Annotated in this window: 16 protein-coding genes and 1 tRNA gene; 7 read left to right on the top strand and 10 right to left on the bottom strand. The window is 62.3% G+C overall.

Annotated features, from left to right (window positions below):
- Positions 1–313 precede the first annotated feature (313 nt).
- The gene (locus tag ACFMO5_RS07865) at positions 314–1,573 is read right to left on the bottom strand and encodes a hypothetical protein (protein ID WP_376792197.1); all 1,260 of its coding nucleotides are present in this window, start codon (positions 1,571–1,573) and stop codon (positions 314–316) included.
- A 227-nt stretch (positions 1,574–1,800) separates the two neighbouring features.
- The gene (gene der / locus ACFMO5_RS07860; RefSeq protein ID WP_376792196.1) at positions 1,801–3,186 is read right to left on the bottom strand and encodes a ribosome biogenesis GTPase Der; all 1,386 of its coding nucleotides are present in this window, start codon (positions 3,184–3,186) and stop codon (positions 1,801–1,803) included.
- A gap of 234 nt (positions 3,187–3,420) precedes the next feature.
- On the opposite strand from der, the gene ACFMO5_RS07855 reads away from it, so the two are divergent.
- The 3 genes from ACFMO5_RS07855 (at position 3,421) to ACFMO5_RS07845 (ending at position 7,447) form a co-directional block, all read left to right on the top strand.
- Positions 3,421–4,233: a carbon-nitrogen hydrolase family protein gene (locus tag ACFMO5_RS07855; RefSeq protein WP_376792195.1), complete on the top strand. Its 813-nt coding sequence runs from the start codon at positions 3,421–3,423 to the stop codon at positions 4,231–4,233.
- A 137-nt stretch (positions 4,234–4,370) separates the two neighbouring features.
- The gene (locus ACFMO5_RS07850) at positions 4,371–4,967 is read left to right on the top strand and encodes a CDP-alcohol phosphatidyltransferase family protein (RefSeq protein ID WP_376792194.1); all 597 of its coding nucleotides are present in this window, start codon (positions 4,371–4,373) and stop codon (positions 4,965–4,967) included.
- Complete coding sequence (locus ACFMO5_RS07845) at positions 4,964–7,447, top strand: ATP-binding cassette domain-containing protein (protein ID WP_376792193.1); 2,484 nt, start codon at positions 4,964–4,966, stop codon at positions 7,445–7,447. The genes ACFMO5_RS07850 and ACFMO5_RS07845 overlap by 4 nt, the downstream gene beginning before the upstream one ends.
- A 34-nt stretch (positions 7,448–7,481) precedes the next feature.
- Here the strand turns inward: ACFMO5_RS07845 and ACFMO5_RS07840 are convergent, their stop codons facing one another.
- The 3 genes from ACFMO5_RS07840 to ACFMO5_RS07830 all read right to left on the bottom strand — a co-directional run bounded on the left by ACFMO5_RS07840 (position 7,482) and on the right by ACFMO5_RS07830 (position 11,301).
- Entirely contained in the window at positions 7,482–8,321 is an 840-nt protein-coding gene (locus tag ACFMO5_RS07840; protein ID WP_376792199.1) for an energy-coupling factor transporter transmembrane component T family protein, read from the bottom strand.
- 34 nt (positions 8,322–8,355) lie between these two features.
- Positions 8,356–9,258: an ECF transporter S component gene (locus ACFMO5_RS07835; protein WP_376792192.1), complete on the bottom strand. Its 903-nt coding sequence runs from the start codon at positions 9,256–9,258 to the stop codon at positions 8,356–8,358.
- A 414-nt stretch (positions 9,259–9,672) separates the two neighbouring features.
- Positions 9,673–11,301, bottom strand: a complete 1,629-nt coding sequence (locus ACFMO5_RS07830; RefSeq protein WP_376792198.1) for an ABC transporter ATP-binding protein — start codon at positions 11,299–11,301, stop codon at positions 9,673–9,675.
- Positions 11,302–11,733: 432 nt separating this feature from the next.
- On the opposite strand from ACFMO5_RS07830, the gene ACFMO5_RS07825 reads away from it, so the two are divergent.
- Entirely contained in the window at positions 11,734–12,918 is a 1,185-nt protein-coding gene (locus ACFMO5_RS07825; RefSeq protein WP_376792191.1) for a pyridoxal phosphate-dependent aminotransferase, read from the top strand.
- A 122-nt stretch (positions 12,919–13,040) separates the two neighbouring features.
- Here ACFMO5_RS07825 and ACFMO5_RS07820 read toward each other — a convergent pair whose 3' ends face one another.
- The 3 genes from ACFMO5_RS07820 to ACFMO5_RS07810 form a co-directional block, all read right to left on the bottom strand.
- Positions 13,041–14,714: a CapA family protein gene (locus ACFMO5_RS07820; protein WP_376792190.1), complete on the bottom strand. Its 1,674-nt coding sequence runs from the start codon at positions 14,712–14,714 to the stop codon at positions 13,041–13,043.
- 74 nt (positions 14,715–14,788) lie between these two features.
- On the bottom strand, positions 14,789–15,214 hold the full coding sequence (locus tag ACFMO5_RS07815) for a Mov34/MPN/PAD-1 family protein (protein WP_376792189.1): 426 nt from the start codon (positions 15,212–15,214) through the stop codon (positions 14,789–14,791).
- Complete coding sequence (locus ACFMO5_RS07810; RefSeq protein WP_376792188.1) at positions 15,175–15,405, bottom strand: sulfurtransferase TusA family protein; 231 nt, start codon at positions 15,403–15,405, stop codon at positions 15,175–15,177. The genes ACFMO5_RS07815 and ACFMO5_RS07810 overlap by 40 nt, the downstream gene beginning before the upstream one ends.
- Positions 15,406–16,147: 742 nt before the next feature.
- On the opposite strand from ACFMO5_RS07810, the gene ACFMO5_RS07805 reads away from it, so the two are divergent.
- Together ACFMO5_RS07805 and ACFMO5_RS07800 are read left to right on the top strand one after the other, a co-directional pair.
- Complete coding sequence (locus tag ACFMO5_RS07805; RefSeq protein WP_376792187.1) at positions 16,148–16,822, top strand: haloacid dehalogenase type II; 675 nt, start codon at positions 16,148–16,150, stop codon at positions 16,820–16,822.
- A 75-nt stretch (positions 16,823–16,897) separates the two neighbouring features.
- Entirely contained in the window at positions 16,898–17,824 is a 927-nt protein-coding gene (locus ACFMO5_RS07800; protein ID WP_376792186.1) for an NAD-dependent epimerase/dehydratase family protein, read from the top strand.
- A gap of 146 nt (positions 17,825–17,970) precedes the next feature.
- Here ACFMO5_RS07800 and ACFMO5_RS07795 read toward each other — a convergent pair whose 3' ends face one another.
- Entirely contained in the window at positions 17,971–18,957 is a 987-nt protein-coding gene (locus tag ACFMO5_RS07795; RefSeq protein WP_376792185.1) for an ABC transporter ATP-binding protein, read from the bottom strand.
- On the bottom strand, positions 18,954–19,940 hold the full coding sequence (locus ACFMO5_RS07790; protein WP_376792184.1) for an ABC transporter ATP-binding protein: 987 nt from the start codon (positions 19,938–19,940) through the stop codon (positions 18,954–18,956). The genes ACFMO5_RS07795 and ACFMO5_RS07790 overlap by 4 nt, the downstream gene beginning before the upstream one ends.
- Before the next feature lie 387 nt (positions 19,941–20,327).
- On the opposite strand from ACFMO5_RS07790, the gene ACFMO5_RS07785 reads away from it, so the two are divergent.
- Positions 20,328–20,413 (top strand) — tRNA-Leu (locus ACFMO5_RS07785).
- Positions 20,414–20,471 lie beyond the last annotated feature (58 nt).

Here is a 20,471-nt window from a genome sequence, read left to right as displayed (position 1 = left end):
GGGGGTTGGTTGGGTGGGGGGGGGGGGGCGGGGTGCCAAAGACGCCCGGCCCCACCAAAGCCCCTACGAGAAACTGTTCCGTGACTCATTGTCATCTATTTCACCCGGATGGGTGTCCTAAATGACCGGCCCCTTCCGGCTTCATCGACGGGGTGCTCGTAGACCGGGCCCGAAGGCCCGTTCCGCCGCAGAGCCGATCTCCACAGGCGTCACTTCCCGGGGAACTCCCGGGAGGGCCTTTGCGGGCGGGGGCCCAGTCGGAGTGCTCCGGGACCGAAATGGATGATAATAGAAACGGCAGCGGATGGCGGCCTCACGGCCCCTCGATGAGCACCCGATGGGGATCGACCCGGTTGTTCAGCGGCGCGATCTCCACGTCCTCGTGGATCAGGCCAGCCCAGAAGTAAAGCGGGTTGCGGGGTGGCACTTGGGTGATTCGGATACAGCCGGTCACCAAAGCGGTCCGCCCGGCCGGCAGATAGTAATAAGGCCGTCCATCGATCATGCGGGTCTCCAGGTCCTCCGGCCGGCCCACGGCCCACCGGAAGGGGTAATTCCGCAGCGATGTGTCGAAGTCGATGCCCACCCGCCAGGCCCCCGACTCCTCCGCCCACCCCTCCGGGCGGCCGGGCTGCGGCGCGTTGAAGGTCTGATTCATATCGTAGCAGGTCCCCGGGGGCGGCCCGCTGGTGCGGATCGGGACTGATCCATAGTTGTGCACGGTCAGCGTGAAATATAGGAAACCTCCCAGCGGAACCGGGATATAATCGCCGGTTCCGGAGGAGATATTCGATCGGAACTCCACTTGTCCGTTGAGGATCTCCGCCCGCGGCACGCCGCCCTCGCGGATGGTCAAGGTTCCGGTCACCACATCCCGCAACCCCAGCGTGTCCTCGGCGATGGCGTAGACCGTGTAAACCCCGTCCGGCGGAGGCTCCTGGCCGCGATCCACCCCGGCGTCATAGTCGAACACATGGCAGCCGGGCTCTCCGGGCTTGCGGAGCTGCACTTCCTTTCGGGGCACCGGGTAGCGGACACCGTCAGCGCCCTCCAAATAGACCGCGAGTTGCGCCGGGCGGTTGACGCACACGTTGATCGTCGCCCGGTCGCTCAGGCCGTCCCGGTTCGGGGTGATCTCAGGCGGCGAGACGCTGAAGCCGGTGATCTGGAGGGGCTGTGGGTTCGATCCGCTTACGACAAGAGTGCCAGTGATCTGAGCGGTTTCCTGTTCATCCCGGGCTTCCACCACCCAGGTATAGCGTCCATCCGGGAGCAGCTGGTTCTCCACCACGCCGTTGAACAGAACCTCGTAGTCCCCCTGGGGTCGAGGTTGTTCCCGTCGGAAATAGTGGGGCACGCCGTCCGCCCCGAGGAAATAGATGGAGACCACCGCATTGCGGCCTAGGGCGTAGCGGATCGACACTACATCGTTGCGGCCATCGGCGTCCGGCGTGAGAAGATCCGGGGCCACCGACGCCGTCCGCAGCAACGGCGCGGGCTGGCAGGCGGCCAAGATCATCAGGCCGAATCCCAGGCCGATCCAGAAACGAAAAGAAGAGAGCAATCGAGTCATAGGGAACCCTTTCCGGTGACGAGCTTCTGATGAGTTGTGCCAGGAGTATAGATTGCTTTCAGCGGGGTAGCCCCCCAATGCGAAAACCCCGTGTAAGGGTATCCCTTGTGGATGCCCCTACACGGATGCCCTCTATTCCATCCTCCCACATCGAAATTCCAGGGAAAGATCATTCACGCAGAGGTGGGACGACTCCTTTCGGCAACCCACATCCCTTGAAGACCCCCTTAGGATTCCCGCTCACGACCCCGAAAGACCAGGCGAAGCGGGGTCCCTGTGAAAGGATAACGGGCGCGGATCCGGTTTTCGAGATAACGCTCATAGGAAAAGTGAACCAGATCCGCGTCGTTCACAAAGAACACAATGGTCGGCGGATCGGTGCGCGCTTGGGTGACATAATAAATCTTCAAGGGCTTTCCTTTTCGCGTCGGCGGGGGATGTTCCTCCATCGCCTCCCGGATGAGCCGGTTCAACTCCGAGGTGCTCAGACGTGCGTGCCGTTCCTGATACACTTGGAGCGCCAGGGGAAGCAATGCGGGAATCCCATAGCCGGTCTTCGCGGACACGAAGCGGATCGGTGCATAGTCGAGAAACTTCATGGTTTGGCGGATATGCTGAGCGAACTCCTCCGGCTTCACCCGGGGACGCCCCTGCTCGTCCAGCATAAGATCCCACTTGTTGACCACAAGAATCACGCTGCGGGCCTCCTCCACGGCCATCCCGCCGATCACCGCGTCCTGGTGCGTGATCCCTTCCTTTGCGTCTAGCACCAAGAGGACGACGTCGCTGCGCTGGATGGCCCGCAAGGCTCGCAGGACGCTGTAACGCTCGACCCCAGGTTGAATCTGCCCTCGGCGGCGGATCCCCGCCGTGTCAATGAGGACAATCTTCTTTCCCTCCCATTCGATCGGTGTATCGATGGCGTCCCGGGTGGTCCCCGGGATCGGGCTGACAATCGCCCGCTCCTCCCCCAGGATGGCGTTCAGCAGGGAGGATTTCCCAACATTTGGACGGCCAACAATCGCAATGCGGATCCCCTCTTCCTCCTCAACCTCGGCCAGGCCAGGGAGGGCCGCCACGATGGCGTCCAGCAGCTCGCCGATGCCCGTGCCGTGGAGCGCTGAGATCGGGTAAACCTCCCCCAGCCCCAGCCGGTAGAACTCGACCGCCGCCTCCCGCTGGGCGGCGTTGTCCGCTTTGTTTGCGGCCACCAGGACCGGCTTCTGGGTCCGTCGGAGGACCTCGGCCACGGCTTCATCGGCGGCGGTGAGGCCCGCCTGGACGTCCACCACCATCACCAGGACATCGGCCTCCGCGATGGCGATCTCCGCCTGGGCCCGGATTTGCGGGATGAAGGAGGCGGAATCCTCAGCCAGAGGCTGAGCCGGGCGGAGGCCGGCCTCCGCTTTCGGAGGTAGCACCTCCAGCCCCCCGGTGTCCACCAAGGTAAACGCGAAACCGTTCCAGATCACCTCTCCATGCAGGCGATCCCGTGTCGTCCCTGGCCGCTCATCGACCAAGGCCAGCCGCTGCCCGATCAATCGATTGAAGAGGGAGGATTTCCCCACGTTGGGCCGCCCCACGAGGGCGACCATCGGCTTGCGAGTCGCCATGATCGAATCCCAGGAGCTTCGATTTGCGAAGGCATTTTCTCCGGGCTTTCCAGGCCAGGGCAGGCCCTGCCCCCATCCATCGGTGCACCCCTCGTGGAATGCCCCAGTAGAGCACGCGAGGCCCGCTCATGATTGCGCTTTCAGTATAATAGCAGGAGGCCTGAGGAAGGCGAAAAATAATCATCCCTCCCCATCTGCGCCCCAAGTGGCCATATACATCGCAAGGAGGATTTCATGCGTGAGATCACGGTTGCTGCCGTTCAGATGGACGCCCGGTTGAATGCGGTCGAGGACAACGTGGCTCGCATCGCGGAGTGGATCGCGCGGATCGCCAGTGAGCAGCGAGTGGACTTGATTGTCTTCCCGGAGCTGGCGACCACTGGCTATGAGTGTGGGGCACGCTTCACGGAATGGGCGCAGCGGATCCCCGGGCCCTCTACGCATCGCATCGCCCAGCAGGCCAGAGAGTTCGGGGTTCACGTGGTGTTCGGGATGGCGGTGCGGGAGCGGGTGGAGACCATTCTCTATAACTCGGCGGTGGTGATCGGCCCGGATGGGGAGACCCTGGGCGCGTATCACAAGGTTCATCTCAAAGGGGAGGAGCGCTTGTTGTTCCGGAGCGGATACCGATTCCCGGTTTTCGAAACCGGCTTTGGCGTTTTGGGGGTGTTGCTCGGGTGGGATTTGCTCTTCCCAGAGGCCGCACGGGTGCTGGCGCTGAGCGGCGCCGAGCTGCTGGCGGTCCCTGCGGCCTGGGAGCAGCCGCTGCGGGAGGAGTGGCGGATCCTAACCCGGGCGCGGGCGCTGGAGAACACGTTCTTCCTGGTTGGGGCCAACCGGGTCGGCAAAGAGGTGACTTACGAGTTCGTTGGGGATTCGATAATCGTTGGGCCGCGAGGTCAAGTTTTCGCTTCCCTGGACGAGCCGACCGAGGGCTATGTGGTGGCCCGCATCGATCTGGAGGAGGTGCGACGTCAGCGGGAGGAGTTGCAGGTCCTCCAGGCCCGCCAGCCGAACGGCTATCGCATGCTGGCGCGGCCGTATTGAGAGGCGGAGGGGCACGCCTCTTGGAGGCCCAATTTTCTTCGGAGGGCGCTCTCGGCCGCATGATCTTTCCATTGGATGCGACCGTGTAGGGGTGTCCCTTGTGGGCGCCCCCACACGGCCTACGAAGGAGGATTTGGGTGAGCGCAGAGCGATGGCGGGAATTCGCCGAGCCTTGGCTGGCCAGGCTGACACGACCTCTGGAGCGCTGGGGGATCCATCCCAACGCCCTGACTGTGTTGGGCTTTCTGCTCAGCACGGGTGCCGGGTTGCTGGCCGGGCTGGATCTCCGCTGGGGGGCGGTGTTGCTTTGGACCCTCGGTGGATTGTGTGATGCCCTGGATGGAACCTTAGCCCGTCTGTCGGGGAAGGCATCGCCGGCCGGAGCCTTCCTGGATTCCACGCTGGATCGTTATAGCGATGCGGCAATCCTCCTCGGCATCGGGGCGGCCTGGCAACGCGCGGGGATGGCCTGGGGCGGATGGATCGCGGGGGTCGCCCTGTTGGGCGCCCTGATGGTCAGCTATACGCGGGCTCGAGGGGAAGGATTAGGGGTTTCTCTTCGTGAAGGCCTCTTCACCCGATTGGAGCGGTTCCTCCTGATCCTAATTGCTTTGCTCACCGGGTGGTATGGGCCGCTGCTGATCCTGTTTGCGGTTCTCGCTCACCTCACCGCACTGCAGCGCGCCTGGCGGGCGATGCAAACGCTGAGCGCCCCGGAGCGCCATCAGCCATGATCCGGTCGGAAGGGCTTCGGAAGGTCTTCGAAACGGTGGTCGCCGTTGAGGAGGTCAACCTGGAGGTTCGGCCCGGCGAGGTCGTGGCTTTGCTGGGCCCGAACGGGGCCGGGAAAACCACCACGGTCCGGATGCTGGCGGCCCTGCTGCGGCCCACGGCGGGGCGGGCCCTGGTGGCGGGCTATGACACGGTGGAGCAACCCCAGGAGGTTCGCCGTCGCGTCGGGTTGCTGACCGAGCTTCCAGGGCTTTACCTGCGGATGACCGGCGAGGAGTACCTGGCGTTCTTCGCATATCTCTATAAGGTGCCTCGCCCGCTTTTCCAGGAGCGGCTGGAGAGCTGGCTGGACCGGCTGGGGCTCCGGGAGGTATTGCACCAGCGGATCGCCACCTATTCCAAAGGGATGCGGCAGAAGCTGGCCCTCCTGCGCGCTTTCCTTCATCACCCTCCGGTGCTCCTGTTGGATGAACCCACATCGGCCATGGATCCGGAAAGCGCCCAGGTCGCCCGGGAGATGATCCGTTCCTTCGCGGAGGATGGCCATACGGTTCTGCTGTGCACCCATAACTTGTATGAGGCCGAGGCCCTGGCGGATCGGATCGCGATCCTCTATCGGGGTCGGATCCTGGTGGAGGGAAGCCCCCAGGCCTTGCGGGAACGCTTTATGGGCCCGCCTGTGTATGAACTCCGTCTCGCAGGCTCTGTGGAGGAGGCTCAGAAAGCGTTTCCCCATGACCTGCTGATCATGGCCTGTGGGCCGAACTGGATCCGCTATCCGGTTCAGGATCCGGACCGAGAGAACCCTCGCCTCCTTGCGTCGCTGATCGCCCAAGGGATCCCGGTGGTCTCGCTATCGGAGGTCCCTCGCCCGCTGGAGACGGTCTATCTTCGGATCCTGAGCGAGGCGGAACCCTCTATGTCCCTCACCGGAGCAGAGGATCATCCAGTCGGGGCGGAGCGCGGGAGCGCAGCGACTTCCTCCTCAAGTCTGGCCTTGAAAACTGTTTCCTCCCGATGGGAGTCCGAAGGGTCGATCGAGCCCGTGAAAGCGGCGCTGGGCGATCTGGGGGAATGGATCCGAGGGACATGGGGGATCTTCCGACGGGATGTTCTGGACATCCTGCGAGACTGGCGTATGATTGCCCCGCTGGTCTTCTTGTTGTTTGCGTTCCCGGTCCTCTCCCTGCTCTCCGCGGAGGCGGCGACCCGTTATGTTGCCCAGTTTGGCGCTCAGTTGATCGGTGAGCGCCTGTTGCCTTTCCTGGCCCTGGCGACCGGTTTCCTTCCCCTGACGGTCTGTTTGGTCATCCCATTGGAGACGTTTGTGGGCGAGAAAGAACGGCGAACCATGGAGCCGTTGTTGGCCGCTCCGCTGGGCGATCTACAGCTTTACATCGGGAAGGGACTGGCCGCCCTGGTGGTTCCCACGGCTACTTCGCTCCTTGGGTTGATGCTTTACCTGCTCATCCTAACCTTTCGCGGCGCGTGGAGGCCGGATCCCGCGTTGGTGTTCTTCCTTCCCAGCATCCTGGTCCTGCACGCGGTGGTGATGGTCGCCGGTGCCATCGTGATCTCCACCCAGTCGAACAGCGTGCGCGGGGCCAACCTGCTGGCCAGCTTCATCGTCCTCCCCGTTTCCATGTTGTTGATCTTCGAGTCCTCGTTGCTCTTTTGGGGCAGCTACCGAACGCTGGTTATCGTGCTGTGCATCCTGGTGATCTACGCCATCCTGTTGGTCCGCATGGGGGTTGTGCTGTTCAACCGGGAGCAGCTTCTCAGTGCAGAGTTTGACACGCTGGACCTGGTGGGGATCCTGCGGGGTTTTTGGCGTGTGTTCTGGCAGGGGGATCCTGCGCAGCCGATCTCCAACCTGTGGGATCACATCGGGCACCCGGTTCGGCGTTCCGCTGGGGCGCTCGCGACCCTGGCGGCGCTGGGGCTGCTGGGGTTCGGGATCGCCTGGTTGTGGCTCCCCGCCCTCGTTGGTTCACCGGATGAGCTTCTTCGCCAGCTTCAGGCCACAAACCTCTCCGTTGAGCAGGGCCTTCCGTTCACTCCATGGCGGATCTTCTTCCACAACCTGCGGGCGCTGGTTCTGAACACGCTGATCGGCGTGCTCACCTTGGGGCTATGGGCAGCTTTTTACCCGATGGGACTCATGGGGGTGATTGGGGTGCTCTTGCGAGGGCTCTTCGCCAGCGACCTCCGGTTGGGGATCGCCGGCCTGCTGGGGATCCTTCCCCATGGGATTCTGGAGCTGCCCGCGGTGGGGCTGGTGCTGGCAGGGGCGCTTCGGTTGGGGCTCACCCTGCTGACGCCCCCCGGCCCGCGGAGCCTGCGGGACCGCCTGATCATGGCCTGGGCGGACTGGCTGAAGCTGTTTCTGCTCGCGATGCCGCTTCTGCTCCTCGCAGCCTGGATCGAGGTCCACGTGACCCCTCGTCTGGTCCTCTGGTGGCTTTCACCGGTCATACGTTGAGCCTAGGGGTCCCATCGCGCTCTTTCCAGGGCGATTAAGGGGTCCAGAACCGGCCGAGGCCCAGGGCCGCTGCCGTCATCGATCCGAAAAACAGCGCAGCGCTGAGTCCGAGCAGGACGAAATCGCGGCCCTGGAAGCGCAGCTCGGTGATCCATGTCCGCCGCCCCACTCCGAAGGCGCGCAGATCCATCGCGTCGATGATGTCCTCCGCCATCATCAAGGCATGAAGCGTCACGGGCACCACCAGGGGGGCGAGGCGGCGGATCTGTCCCAGAGGGCCGCCGCGGATGTTCTCCAGCTCGTAGCCTCGAGCCCGCTGGGCGTCCATCGTCTGCATGGCATCTCGACCCAACGTGGGGATGAACCGGAACGCCAGATCCATGGCGTAAGCGATTTTATCCGGCAGCCCCAGGCCTCGGAAGACCACGCCGTATTGTGTGGGATCCATCGTGTAAGGGATCAGGATGGCCGCGGTGATCACGGTTCCCATTCGACACATCTGGCTGAGCGCGAAGAACATCCGCTCCACCGTGACGTTCACCGCGGGGGTCCACCCGAACACGGTCACAGGGAGCGGAAGGCGGGCCAGGAGCCGCTCCGTTTGGTAGACCTCAAAGCCGCCCCGGCCGGTAAGGAAAGTGATCGTGACGAACACCGCAGCGACAAAGCCTGTGAACAGCCACGCCCGGCGGGTCTCCCGCCATGTCAAACGGTTCAGCCGGAAATAGAAAAGCGCGAGCGCCCACAGGCCCGCCAGCATCCGCACATCCCAAAAGAAGAGTGTGGAAAGCATAAGGGAAAGGGCGAAAAGCAGGCGGGCCCGTGGGTCGAAGGCCTCCAGGAAACTTCCTCGCCGCCGGTAGGGCCAGGTCACCAGCAAGGCTCTCCTCCTACGGCGGGGGATCCGCTTATGCGACCCCAGCGCCCCGCCCCAGTTGTTGCTGGAGGGCGTTATAAGCGGCCACGAGCAATGGCGTAAGGATCGCGGCGTGCAGGATGTTCGGGCCCGCTGCAGGCACGAACTCTCCTAACAAGGCTACCGCCGGCGGATAGCCGTTGATCCAGATGTCTGCGATCGCCGCGAAGCCGATGCCGACAATGTTAGCGACCGCACCCCACACGATTACCGAGGCCAGGGCGATGTTCGTGCCGAGGGCGAACCGGAGGGCCACCACCAGGATCGCTCCGATCAGCGGCACCCAGCGCATCAACGAGCTGAGCGGCCCTCCGAAGAAGGGGCTTTCGATCTCCGTGGTTAAGGCCCAAAGGCTCAGCGCTACTCCCACCGCGGCCACGATTCCTGTGAGGATGTTCAGAGCCCGTTCCCGGCCCAAGATCATCGGAAGCCCGGCTACCAATCCCACCAAGCCGTTCCCGATATCCCAAGCTGGGAACACCCCCCATCCGGTGAGGAAATCCCCCAAGATGTTGCCTACCGCCCCGGTGAAGAAGCCCACCGCTGGGCCGAATACATAGCCGAAGAAGACCGGGAAGACAATGGCGGGGCGCAGGGCCACTTGGCTCACCGAGGGGACCACGAAGACGGTGCCGTTGAACAAGTAAGAGAACACGCCGTAGAGGGCCGCCCCGATGGCCATATACACCACTTCACGGGTGCCGATCTGCCACGCCGGGTGGTCCGCTGTGGCGAAGTAGACGATGTAGACCAAGACCGCGCCGATCGCTACCCAGAGCAGCCAGCCGAAGCCCTGGAGCCGCGCTCCGGACTCTCCAGTCATCAGGCTGGCCAATCCCATCAACGCGACCACCACAATCAGTAGAATCAACCAGGTGAACGCTTTGCGCGCCATGGCTCCCTCCGACATAAAAAATTGAAAGGATTCTTTCTCTCCCCCTCCCGGCAGCTCCAAGGGCGGCGGGGAGGGGCTATCCGTCCCTCCCCCGAATATTCCTAAAATTCAGGCGGACAAAGCAATTACAAGCAGCTTGGCCCTCAAAAGATATTATAAATGAAACGGAAGCAGTGCTTCTTCCATATTTGATTGTTAGATAGGACCGAACCCGCTCTCGAGCAGTTGAAGATCCTCAGGTGCTAGGGCCGCTGCAGGCGGCCCTCAGCCCCCGAGGATCGTTTCTCCCCCCTCCCACAGCTCCGAGGGCTGTGGGAGGGGGGAGGGAACGGATGTCCTCTCCATTGCCTATCCCCAAAACGAAAGCAGTAGGTGATGTAGGGGTGTTACACCTCCGCACCGCCTGTGGTTAGCTCAACGCGATCCATGAAGGAATTCTGCGAGCTGATCTGCTCGCCGAAAACGCCCGGTTCGGCCCAGATACTGCAAATTAGCCTCGAGAAGGGATGTGGGAACCAGCCGTCCCTGTCGCATCACTTCTGGATTCAAGAAGATGACTTCCGGCGGGCCATCGGCGATCAAGCGACCATCCGCTACTACCCAGACTCGGTTCGCAAAGGAAAGCGCCAGATCCAGATCGTGGGTGATGAAGACCATAGCATCCACCGCCTGAGCGGGGCCAAAGGCGATCCCTGCGATCGAGCCCATCAATCGCATGTACGCCTGATAATCCTGGCCCGCCGTTGGTTCATCCATCACCAGGATCCGGCTGCGCATGCTAAGCACCGAGGCGATGGTGACTCGCTTCTGCTGACCGAAGCTTAGAGCCCAGGGTGAGACGCGCGCTTGGTCCAGAAGCCCCACCAGTTCCAGCGCCCAGCGGACATCCGACTCGATCTGTTCCGGGGGATGGCCCAGGTTGCGTGGCCCGAAGGCCACTTCTTCCCATACGGTCGGTGCGAAGAGCATTTGACTCGGGCTCTGGAACACGTATCCAATCGTGCGGGCGACTTCTGCCACCGTCTGGTCTCGCGTTGTCTTCCCCCCCACCCACACTCGGCCCCTCCGGGGCTTCAGCAATCCCATCGCCAGCTTGAGCAGGGTGGTCTTCCCAGCTCCATTCGGACCTAGGATGGCCAAGCTGTCCCCTTTCCGGATCTCCGTGTGGATCTCATGCACGACATCTGGACCGTCGCCGTAGCCAAAGGACACGCCTTCAAAGACTACGAGCGGCGGCGCAGAGGGGGAGGCAGGCGGGATTTCTACCGGCGGCTCTTGACGTTCTCGAATGACGGGCCAGCGCTGCATCCAGACCGGGAAAGGGACTTTCACTGCGGTCGGATCCACACGTTCGAAAAACGCCTCTGGATCCCCATTAAAGGTTAGGCGTCCTTCCTCCAGGTAGAGCACCCGGTCCGGATGGGCTTTCATCGCATCTTCCACTCGATGCTCAACAAGCAATATGGTATGGCCCTCCTGATGAAGCCGTCGGAAGAGGGCCAGGGCATCCTGAGCGCTCTGGGGATCCAGAGAAGCCAAGGGCTCATCCAGGAGGAGAATCCGGGGAGCCATCGCCAGGACCCCGGCGAGGGCCACGCGTTGCTTTTCCCCTCCGGAGAGTTGAAAAGTAGGCCGATCCCGCAGATGGGCGATCCCCAGGGCGTGCAGGACCTCCTCTACCCGCTCCAGGATCCTGGAGCGAGGCCAGCCCAGGTTCTCCAGCCCGAAAGCGACGTCGTGCAGGACATCCGCGGCTACGATCTGACGCTCCGGATCCTGAAGCAGTGTCCCCACTTGTTGGGAGAGCCGGGCCAACGGCCACGCCCGCGGGTCATGCCCGCCGATACGGATGAGACCCTGGAGCTCCCCTTTATAACTTCGGGGGATCAGGCCGTTGAGCGCCCGCAAAAGGGTGCTCTTCCCGCATCCGCTGGGCCCTGCCACCAAGAGCATTTCCCCCTCTTCAGCGGAGAAGGAAATGTCCACCACAGCTGGCTGTTGCCGCGTGGCATAACGAAACGTTAGATCGCGAACTTCCAGCATCGACGCCATGGACGCTGATTTCAAGGCGGTGAGCTTAAGGCGAATTTTACCGCTGAACAGGAACACTTTGAATTGGGGGGCTTGGGAGGTTGGGGCTACAAAAACGGGCACTCAAGTGCCCTGCCGCTTCTTCTACAGGACTAAATCCGCTTTTAAGCAGTTTCCTTGGGGATGCTCAGGGGCTGGTGGCCTTCCCTACGGCATATCTCAAAAACTAAACAGTCTCCAAACTCCGAGGGGTTTTCTCCCCTTCCTCCCCGCAGCTCAAAGAGCGGTAGGGAGGGGAGAGGCCATTCGCCTCCACCCCATACCCCCGAAAAAGCGGACGAAATAGCCGTTACGTGAGAAAGGGATTTGTGGGAGATCTTCTTTGCACCCATAATTAAGCTAGGAGCGGAGGTACCTACGCTTTCTTTCGGACAGGAGGCCCCTATGCGGCTCGCACAACGCATGTCTCGGTTGGGCACGGAGACCGCTTTTGAGGTGCTGGCGCGGGCGAAGGCCCTAGAGGCACAAGGGAGGGAGATCATCCATCTGGAGATCGGGGAGCCCGATTTCGATACCCCCGCCCATATCAAGGCCGCCGCCGTGCGCGCGCTGGATGAAGGATACACCCACTACACCCCAGCAGCGGGGATCCCCGCCCTTCGGGAGGCCATCGCGGATTACATCCGCCGCACCCGTGGCATCCCTGTGGGCCCGGAGAACGTGGTGGTGGTTCCTGGGGGGAAGCCCATCATGTTCTTCGCCATTCTCGCTTTGGTGGAGGAAGGGGATGAGGTGATCTATCCCAATCCGGGCTTCCCCATCTACGAGTCCATGATTCGCTTCGTGGGCGGGCATCCCGTCCCCTTGCGTCTGCGAATGGAAAACGAGTTCCGTGTGGATGTGGAGGAGCTGGCCCGGCTGATCACGCCGCGGACCCGGATGCTGATCCTCAACTCCCCGGCTAACCCCACGGGCGGGGTCCTGACCCGGGAGGACTTGGCCGCCATCGCCGAGCTGTGCCTGAAGCACGATCTGGTGGTGCTCTCGGACGAGATCTACAGCCGCATCATTTATGAAGGGGAGCACGTCAGCATCGCCAGCTTCCCGGGGATGTTGGAGCGCACGATCATCTTGGACGGCTTCAGCAAGACCTATGCGATGACCGGATGGCGGCTGGGATATGGGGTGATGCCCGAGCCGTTGGCGGAAGCGGTGACCCGCCTGATGATTAACTCGAATTCATGCACCGCGGCCTTCACCCAGATCGCTGGGATCACCGCCCTGACCGGCCCTCAGGATGACGTGGACCGGATGGTCGCTGCGTTCCGGGAGCGGCGGGAGGTGATCGTGGAGGGATTGAACCGCATCCCGGGCTTCCGGTGCCTGAAGCCGAAGGGTGCCTTCTATGCCTTCCCGAACATCGAGGGGACCGGATTAGCGTCCCGGGAGTTGGCGGCTTATTTGCTGGACGAGGCAGGGGTGGCCGTGCTCTCGGGAACCGCCTTCGGGGAGTATGGGGAAGGCTTCCTGCGCCTCTCCTTTGCCAACTCAGTGGAGAACATCCAGAAGGCCCTCGAGCGCATTGAAAAAGCGATCCGCCGCCTTCCGGTGCGGGCGATGGCTTCCTAAGGGGTTGGCGAATGGTTCTTTCCCTCCCCTTCCTACGACCCTTCGGGCCGTAGGAAGGGGAGATCCAGGGGGTAGGGCCATTCGCTGCCCCCACGGCGTATCCTTCGTGAGGCGCGACCACCTTAAGGCATCTTCTCAAACAACAACTCCAGCAAAGCTCGACGCTCCTCTGGGGTCATCGGGCGAGGGCGGGCGAAATCCTCCAAAAAGGCGGTCTGGAGCACCACCCCTAAATATCGGCCTTGATAGAATACGTGGCGATCGATGAAGGTCTGCCGTACCCCGACCGGATCCACCTGGTCAAAAAACAGATTTCCCAATCCGTAATGGATAAACCATCCGGGTCCCACCTCGAACGTCTGAGCGTGATGTCCCTGGCTGCCGCTCACGATGACAGCCCCCAGATCCCGCCAGCGGCGGAAGTCCTGGATTTGTTGAAGGGTCGGCGTGTAATCGTAAAACTCCCAATACTGAAGGGTCACAATCGGCAGCCACCCCTCGGCCCGCAGGCGGCGGACCGCTTCTTCCAGCTCAGGGGCGCACGGGGCGGCGCCGGGCTCTGTCGGGGTGGCCCAATCGTAATCCGGCCCTACTGGGTTGCAGCCGATGAAGGCCAGCCGGTTCCCGTTGTGCTCCACCCGCAACGGTTGCAGCGCCTCCCCCAGATTCCGTCCTCCCCCATAATATCGCATCCCTAGGCGCTGATAGAGATCCAGGGTTGCTCGAAACGGCGCCCGCCCGTAATCGATGAGGTGATTCCCAGTCAGCTCCACGATATCGGTGCTGATGTAAGTGAGCAGCTCCGCGTAGCGAGGACGGCTGCAGAACACCACGCCGCTTCGAGGTTGTGGGGGAGGACAGCCTTCCCAAAACGAGACCTCGTTGCTGACGTGCGTCAAATCGGCGCTCTGGAGCCACGGCGCGATGTCGCGGGCCGGGAACAAAACCCCATAGCGCTCCATCTGCACGGCGGTCCCCCGAACCAACGCAGTGACGCCGGTCATGGCCAGCACGGTCATCTGACGCTCATCCCGATTGGTCAGCCATCCGGCCGCCTGTTGAAAATCCGCCGCGGGGAATCCGGGTGGGAGGCGCGCCGCGCCGAACCACACCGTCAGGGGATACCGCTCGGGGTCCAGCCCACGATCCATCGGGGAGAGGCCATCGACGGCTATCGCTTTCAGGCGAGGCTCCAGCCGATGAAAGGGAATCAACGCCCATCCCGTCCGCATTGCCCAGAGACGATCGACCAGCTCTTCCTCGGATACGGAGATCACGGCTTCCGGGGCGGGCGGACCCCATAAGGTGGTAAAGATCGACAGCGTCTCGGTGGCGACCAGGATCGGTCCCGGGAGGGAGGCCTGACCCTGCCAGCGAGCGCGAACCGCGGAGAACGACACTTCATCGGTTACAGTGGGAAAAGGCGCAGCCAGGGCATAAATCCACATCCCCAAGCGCACCGGGGCGGTGATCAGAACAGGGCCAAGCGTGATCGCCCCCTCGTCCCCCACGAACCGCCAACGGGGATCTCCTTCCAGCCGTCGCTGGAGCTCCAACCGAACCTCCGCGGGGAGCGCGGGATGCCATCCGAGCGGCCACGTGGAGGGGGTGGGGGTCGGCACTGGGGTGGCGGTTGGAGCTGGCGTGGGTGTTTGGGTAAAGGATGTATCGGGAAAGCCGATGATCGCGCATCCGGCGAAGATGGGCAATAGCCCGATCATCGCCAGACACTGCATGAGCGTCAATCGGTGGGGCGAACGCCGAAGCTGGGGGAGAGCGGGTAAAAAGGTGGTCATCGAAGCCTGCGGTCTCACCATTCGTTGCGCTTCTCTTCCTGCGGTCTGAAAAAGCTCCTCCAGGGGCTGGATCGTTACTCGACCCATTGAAGCGGCACCTCCAGCGCTTTTCCATCCACGATCCGGAAGGCCCGCAAGTTCCATTCCCCCCGGACCGGTGCGGCGATCACATAGACGGCCTCGGGATAATAGGCCTCCGCCACATCGATCGCTGAGGGGACTGGAGGGCCGTGAGGGTGGGAATGATAGATCCCCACCAGCTCCCATCCGCGAGCCTCCAGCTCCAGCATCACGCGGATGAGATCGTCCGGGTGGACCCGATAGCGAACCGGGCTGGCCAGCTCGTTTCGGGTGGGATAAACGGCTAGCACCCGCCGGCCGATCCCCCCGAGGAGCCCGCAGGCCTCCAGTGGCCATTCCGCCTGGACGTGCGCGAGGATGCGCTGAGCATCCCCCACGCTCAGATAGAGGGGTTCCGTTTCCGGATCCAGATGGCCCATACACTTTCTCCAATCGCTTCCACCTTAAGCACTTCATCCCCTTGCAGGGCGACGCTCCGGGGAACGTTGCGGGTGGCCGGCTCGTAGTCCACCAGCACCCGGAGCACTTGGCCCACCGCCATTTCCTCCAGGGCCAGCCGGGTCTTCACGTAGGTGTAGGGGCAGACCTCCCCTCGGATATCCAATTCCATCGCAGGTTCCAACTCTCCGTCCATTCCTTCGCGTCCCATCATCCCTGTTTCTTAGGAGACGTGATCCGAATCTGAGCGCTCGCTCTATTCTCGGTGATGATTGTTTATTTTTTCTGCGTGGGGTACAGATCGCTGGAGGCAGTCCGCACCCCACGACAAACGGGAAGAAGCACTAATAAGAGATAACCACCCGCATTCACGATCACATTCCGAAATAACTACCTTACCCCCTTACTCGGTTTTCAGGTTACAATAGATCGCCTGGCCAAGGACCGGCCGCCTGGGTTTCCCAGGCTATATTGGACAGGGAAGGAAGCTCCTGAGCAACAGGGGAGAGCAGGCTTCTCCGCACACCGACACGAGCCATGTAATTGTCCTTCGCTCATCCCCATTCGTCAACGCTTCGGAATCCTCGGCCTTGGGGATTGAGGGGAACGACCAAGAACGGGCGCAAGGGAGAAATTAACCCAACTGTTCAGCTTCGTGGGGTCCGGTTGGCGCAGGCCGACCATCGGCTGCAGGCCTTGGCGAGGACGAGTTCAATCGGCGCGCAAGCCCCCAGGGGAGCCCAGGTCGGCGCGGGCCCGACAGGGCAATTTTCAATCAGCGCTTGAATAGATACAAATTAACCTGCACATAAGCTAACATCGCGAGGAGAAAGGAGGGGCCATCCGCCTCTCCATCGCATATCCCAAAAACTAAAATCAAGAGGGATTTACCCTATGAGGGGGTGCGCCGCGCTATGGCACGCTATCGCTTTCTGACCTTTGATTGTTACGGCACGTTGATCGACTGGAGGGCCGGGATCGCCGAACATCTGGGGGGCATCCTGCGCCGGCACGGCGTGGATCCTGCGCCGGAGGAATTGCTTCAAGTGTATGTGGAGGAGGAGCATCGCCTGGAGTCCGGGCCTTACCGGCGGTATCGGGAGATCCTGGCGGAGAGCGCGCGGGCGGTGGCTTCCCGTTTCGACATCCGGCTCTCCGATGCTGAGGCCCAGAGCTTCGCGAATTCGGTGCCCGATTGGCCGCCTTTCCCTGATACAGTGGATGGCCTGAAGGCGTTCGGCGTGATGGGCTTTCGGCGGGTCATCCTCTCGAATGTGGATCGTGATCTGCTGGCGGAGACCATCCGGCGTCACGGCCTGGAGGTCGATGGGGCGATCACCGCAGAGGACACCCGAACGTATAAACCGAACCCCCGCCACTGGTTGACGTTTTGTTCCCGCTACGCTGCCCGTCGAGAGGAGGTGTTGCACATCGCCCAGAGCATCCTCCACGACATCCGACCAGCTCTCCAACTGAAACTGGATTGCGTCTGGTTGAATCGCTATCGGGAACCCGTTCCCGAGGGCGTGCGGCCTACCCAGGTGGTTTACGATATGGATGCACTGGTGGGATGGCTGCTCACGTCATAGATGCTCAAGAGGGTGATCCAGCCGCCTCCGGTGGCTTTCTCAATTTCTCAAACCCTTAGGGGAGCGGGAGGTGATATGCGGATCCTGATCACCGGCGGGGCAGGGTTCCTGGGCTCGGCCCTGGCCAACCGACTGGCCCGTGAGGGCCATGCGGTGCTGGTCCTCGATGATCTGAGCGCTGGAGATCCCCAGCGCCTGGATTCCCGAGTGGTGTTCACCCGGGGGGATGTTCGGGATGTCCCCCGGCTCTGGACGCTGCTCCAAGGCGTGGACCTGGTGTATCACCTGGCCGCGCGGGTTTCGGTGCCGGAATCGATCCTGTATCCCCGGATCTACCAGGATGTGAATGTCGGCGGGACGGTGGCCTTGCTGGAGGCGATGCGGGATGCGGGGGTGAAGCGCTTGGTGCTGGCCTCCTCCGGTGCCGTCTATGGCGATCAACCGGTTCAACCGGTTCACGAAGGGCTTCTTCCCCGCCCCCGCTCCACTTACGCGGTAACCAAGCTGGCGGCCGAACACTTCGTTCTGACCCTGGGGCAGTTGTGGGGGTTCGAAGTGGTGGTGTTGCGGATCTTCAACGCCTACGGCCCCGGTCAGCCTCTTCCGGCGGCCCATGCCCCCGTCACCTCCCGCTTCCTCAAGCAGGCGGTGGAAGGAGGAACCCTGGTGATCTTTGGGGATGGAACCCAGACACGGGATTTCGTCTACGTGGAGGATGTTGTGGAGGCCCTGGTGGCCGCTGGACGTCGAGCGGGCCTGAACGGGGAAATTATCAATGTGGGGAGCGGCCGGGAGACCTCGATCAATGAGCTGGCGGAGATCGTCATGCAGGCGGTCGGGCGGCGGGTGCAAGTGATTCATAGCCCCGCGCAGGATGGTGGGGTGGCCCGATTGTGCGCCGATCTCCGGAAGGCGGAGCAGCTCCTCGGATATCGCCCGCGGGTTTTCCTTGAGGAAGGCTTACGCCGGATGCTTCGAGAGGATCCCCGGTTCCGTTTGTGAACGGATCTAAACTATACGGTGGAGGGGCACCCCTTATGGGTGCCCCTCCACCGTGTCCCATCCTCACTCCACCGAAATTCCCCACAGAAAGATCCCACCACCCGTTGGGGAGACTATCAACAACGCAGGATCCGCGCCTGGTCCTTTCATTCCGCGAGATGACATGCTACCCAGTGGCCCGGGCGGACCTCTCGCCACTCGGGCTCTATGTGTTTACAGATCTCCTGGGCGATGGGACACCGAGGATGAAACCGACAGCCGCTTGGGGGGTTGACCGGGCTGGGGACTTCCCCTCGCAGGATGATCCGCTGCCGGCGGGCCTCCACCGCCGGGTCTGGCACGGGAACGGCCGAGAGCAGGGCCTGGGTATAGGGATGGAGCGGATTCTCATACAGCTCGACCCGATCCGTCAGCTCGACGATCTTGCCCAGATACATCACGGCCACCCGGTCGCTGATGTGCCGGACCATGGCCAGATCGTGGGCGATGAATAAGTAAGTGAGCTGAAATCGTTCCTGGAGCTCCTGAAGCAGGTTCACGATCTGGGCCTGGATGGAGACATCGAGGGCGGAGATCGGCTCATCGCATACGATGAAATCCGGCTGGAGGGCGAGTGCTCGGGCGATGCCGATGCGTTGCCGTTGCCCGCCGGAGAATTCGTGCGGATAGCGATCAGCGAAGATCGGGTTCAGGCCCACCAGACGCAACAGCTCCTCCACCCGCTCCCGGGCCTCCTTCCCCCGCGCCACCCCATGGATCTCCAGAGGTTCGGCGATGATCTGCCCCACCGTCATACGCGGGTTCAGTGAGGCGTAGGGGTCCTGGAAGATAATCTGCATGCGGCGCCGCATTCGCCGCAGCTCGCCTCCCTTGAGCTGCGTTAGATCAACGCCATCAAAATAAACATGGCCCCGCGTTGGCCGATGCAGCTGCAGGATCGTCCGGCCGACCGTGGACTTCCCGCATCCGGATTCCCCAACTAACCCCAAGGTCTCGCCACGCCGGATATCGAAGGAAACGCCATCCACGGCGTGCACGTAGCCGATCGTGCGGGTGAAGATGATCCCCCGCGTGATCGGGAACCATTTCACCAGGTTTTCCACCCGAAGCAAGACCTGTCCGTTCCGGCTCACCGTGGCCTCCCAGTCGTCACATCTACCCAGCATGCGACCCGATGACCTGGAGCGATCTCCTCCAGCCGGGGGTTCTCCTCCCAGCAACGATCGAAGGCATAAGGACAGCGAGGAGCAAAGGGGCAACCCCGCGGCAGTTCCAGCAGATCCGGAGGCATCCCATCGATGGAGACCAACCGCCGGCGCTCCCGCCGATCCAGGCGAGGTAGGGATCCCAGCAGCCCCATGGTATACGGATGGGCAGGATGATGATACAGCTCCAGGACCGGAGCCTCCTCCACGATATAGCCGGCATACATCACGGCCACCCGATAGGCCAACCCGGCCACCACCCCGAGGTCATGGGTGATCCAGATAATCGCCATCCCCAGCTCGTCTCGGAGCCGCTTCACCAAATCGATGATCTGGGCCTGGATGGTCACGTCCAGAGCCGTTGTAGGCTCGTCCGCGATGAGGATCTGAGGATGGCAGGCCAGCGCCATAGCGATCATCACCCGCTGTCGCATCCCGCCGGAGAACTGATGCGGATAATCGTTCAGGCGCTCCTCAGCGTTCGGGATCCCGACCATCTTCAGAAGCTCGATCGCCCGCTGGCGGGCCTCCCCAGGGGACATATTGAGATGGGTTTCCAGGACCTCCGTGATCTGTCGCCCAATGGTGAGAACAGGGTTTAAAGAGGTCATAGGGTCCTGGAACACCATGGCGATCTTGGAGCCTCGAATGTGACGAATATCCGCCTCATCCAGTTTCAGTAGGTCCACCCCCTGGAAGAGGACCTCGCCCTTCGTAATGCGGCCAGGGGGCTGGGGGATCAGGCGCAGGATCGAGAGCATGGTCACACTCTTCCCACACCCGGATTCCCCAACAATCCCCAGCGTCTCCCCTTCGTTGAGCTGAAAGGAGACCCCGTTGACCGCATGGACCACCCCATCCCGGGTGAAGAAACGCACCTCCAGGTTGCGAACGTCCAACAATGGCGGCATTGGTTCCACGCCTCGTGTTCAGGATTCCACAGATTTAAGCCCTTCCTGCCCAGTGGGCATGCAGTAAGTATGATAGGCGAGCTGGGCTGGCCCGTCAAACATTCGCCGTGCCTCTTCAGGGCCTTCCAGCGCTTTATCCATAATTGATTTTGAGCTCTGACCTAATGCGCTTTCCAGCTGTTTCACCGGGGGGTTTTTCGAGCGCTGGGAAAGATGACCGAAAATGGGCGCTCAAGCGCCCCACTCCAAATGGCCCTCAATCCCTGAAACCCCCGAAGTTATGGACAAAGCGCCAGGGAATTGAATGGTCATCTGGACAAAGGAGCAATCCCATCAGACCCTCTTTCGAATCTCCGGCGAGTTCGGTTAAAATAATGAAATGAGGTTGGGCCGGTGGCGGAATCGGCAGACGCGGCAGACTTAAAATCTGCTGCCCCGTGAGGGGCGTGCGGGTTCGACTCCCGCCCGGCCCATTCCGCGAAGGGGGGAACTGGGCTTCTTCGTGGGGTGCGGGCCGCCTTCGGCGGCCCG

The organism is Thermoflexus sp. (genome assembly GCF_042408365.1).
Classification (GTDB): domain Bacteria; phylum Chloroflexota; class Anaerolineae; order Thermoflexales; family Thermoflexaceae; genus Thermoflexus.
This window is presented reverse-complemented; position numbering and strand designations above follow the sequence as displayed.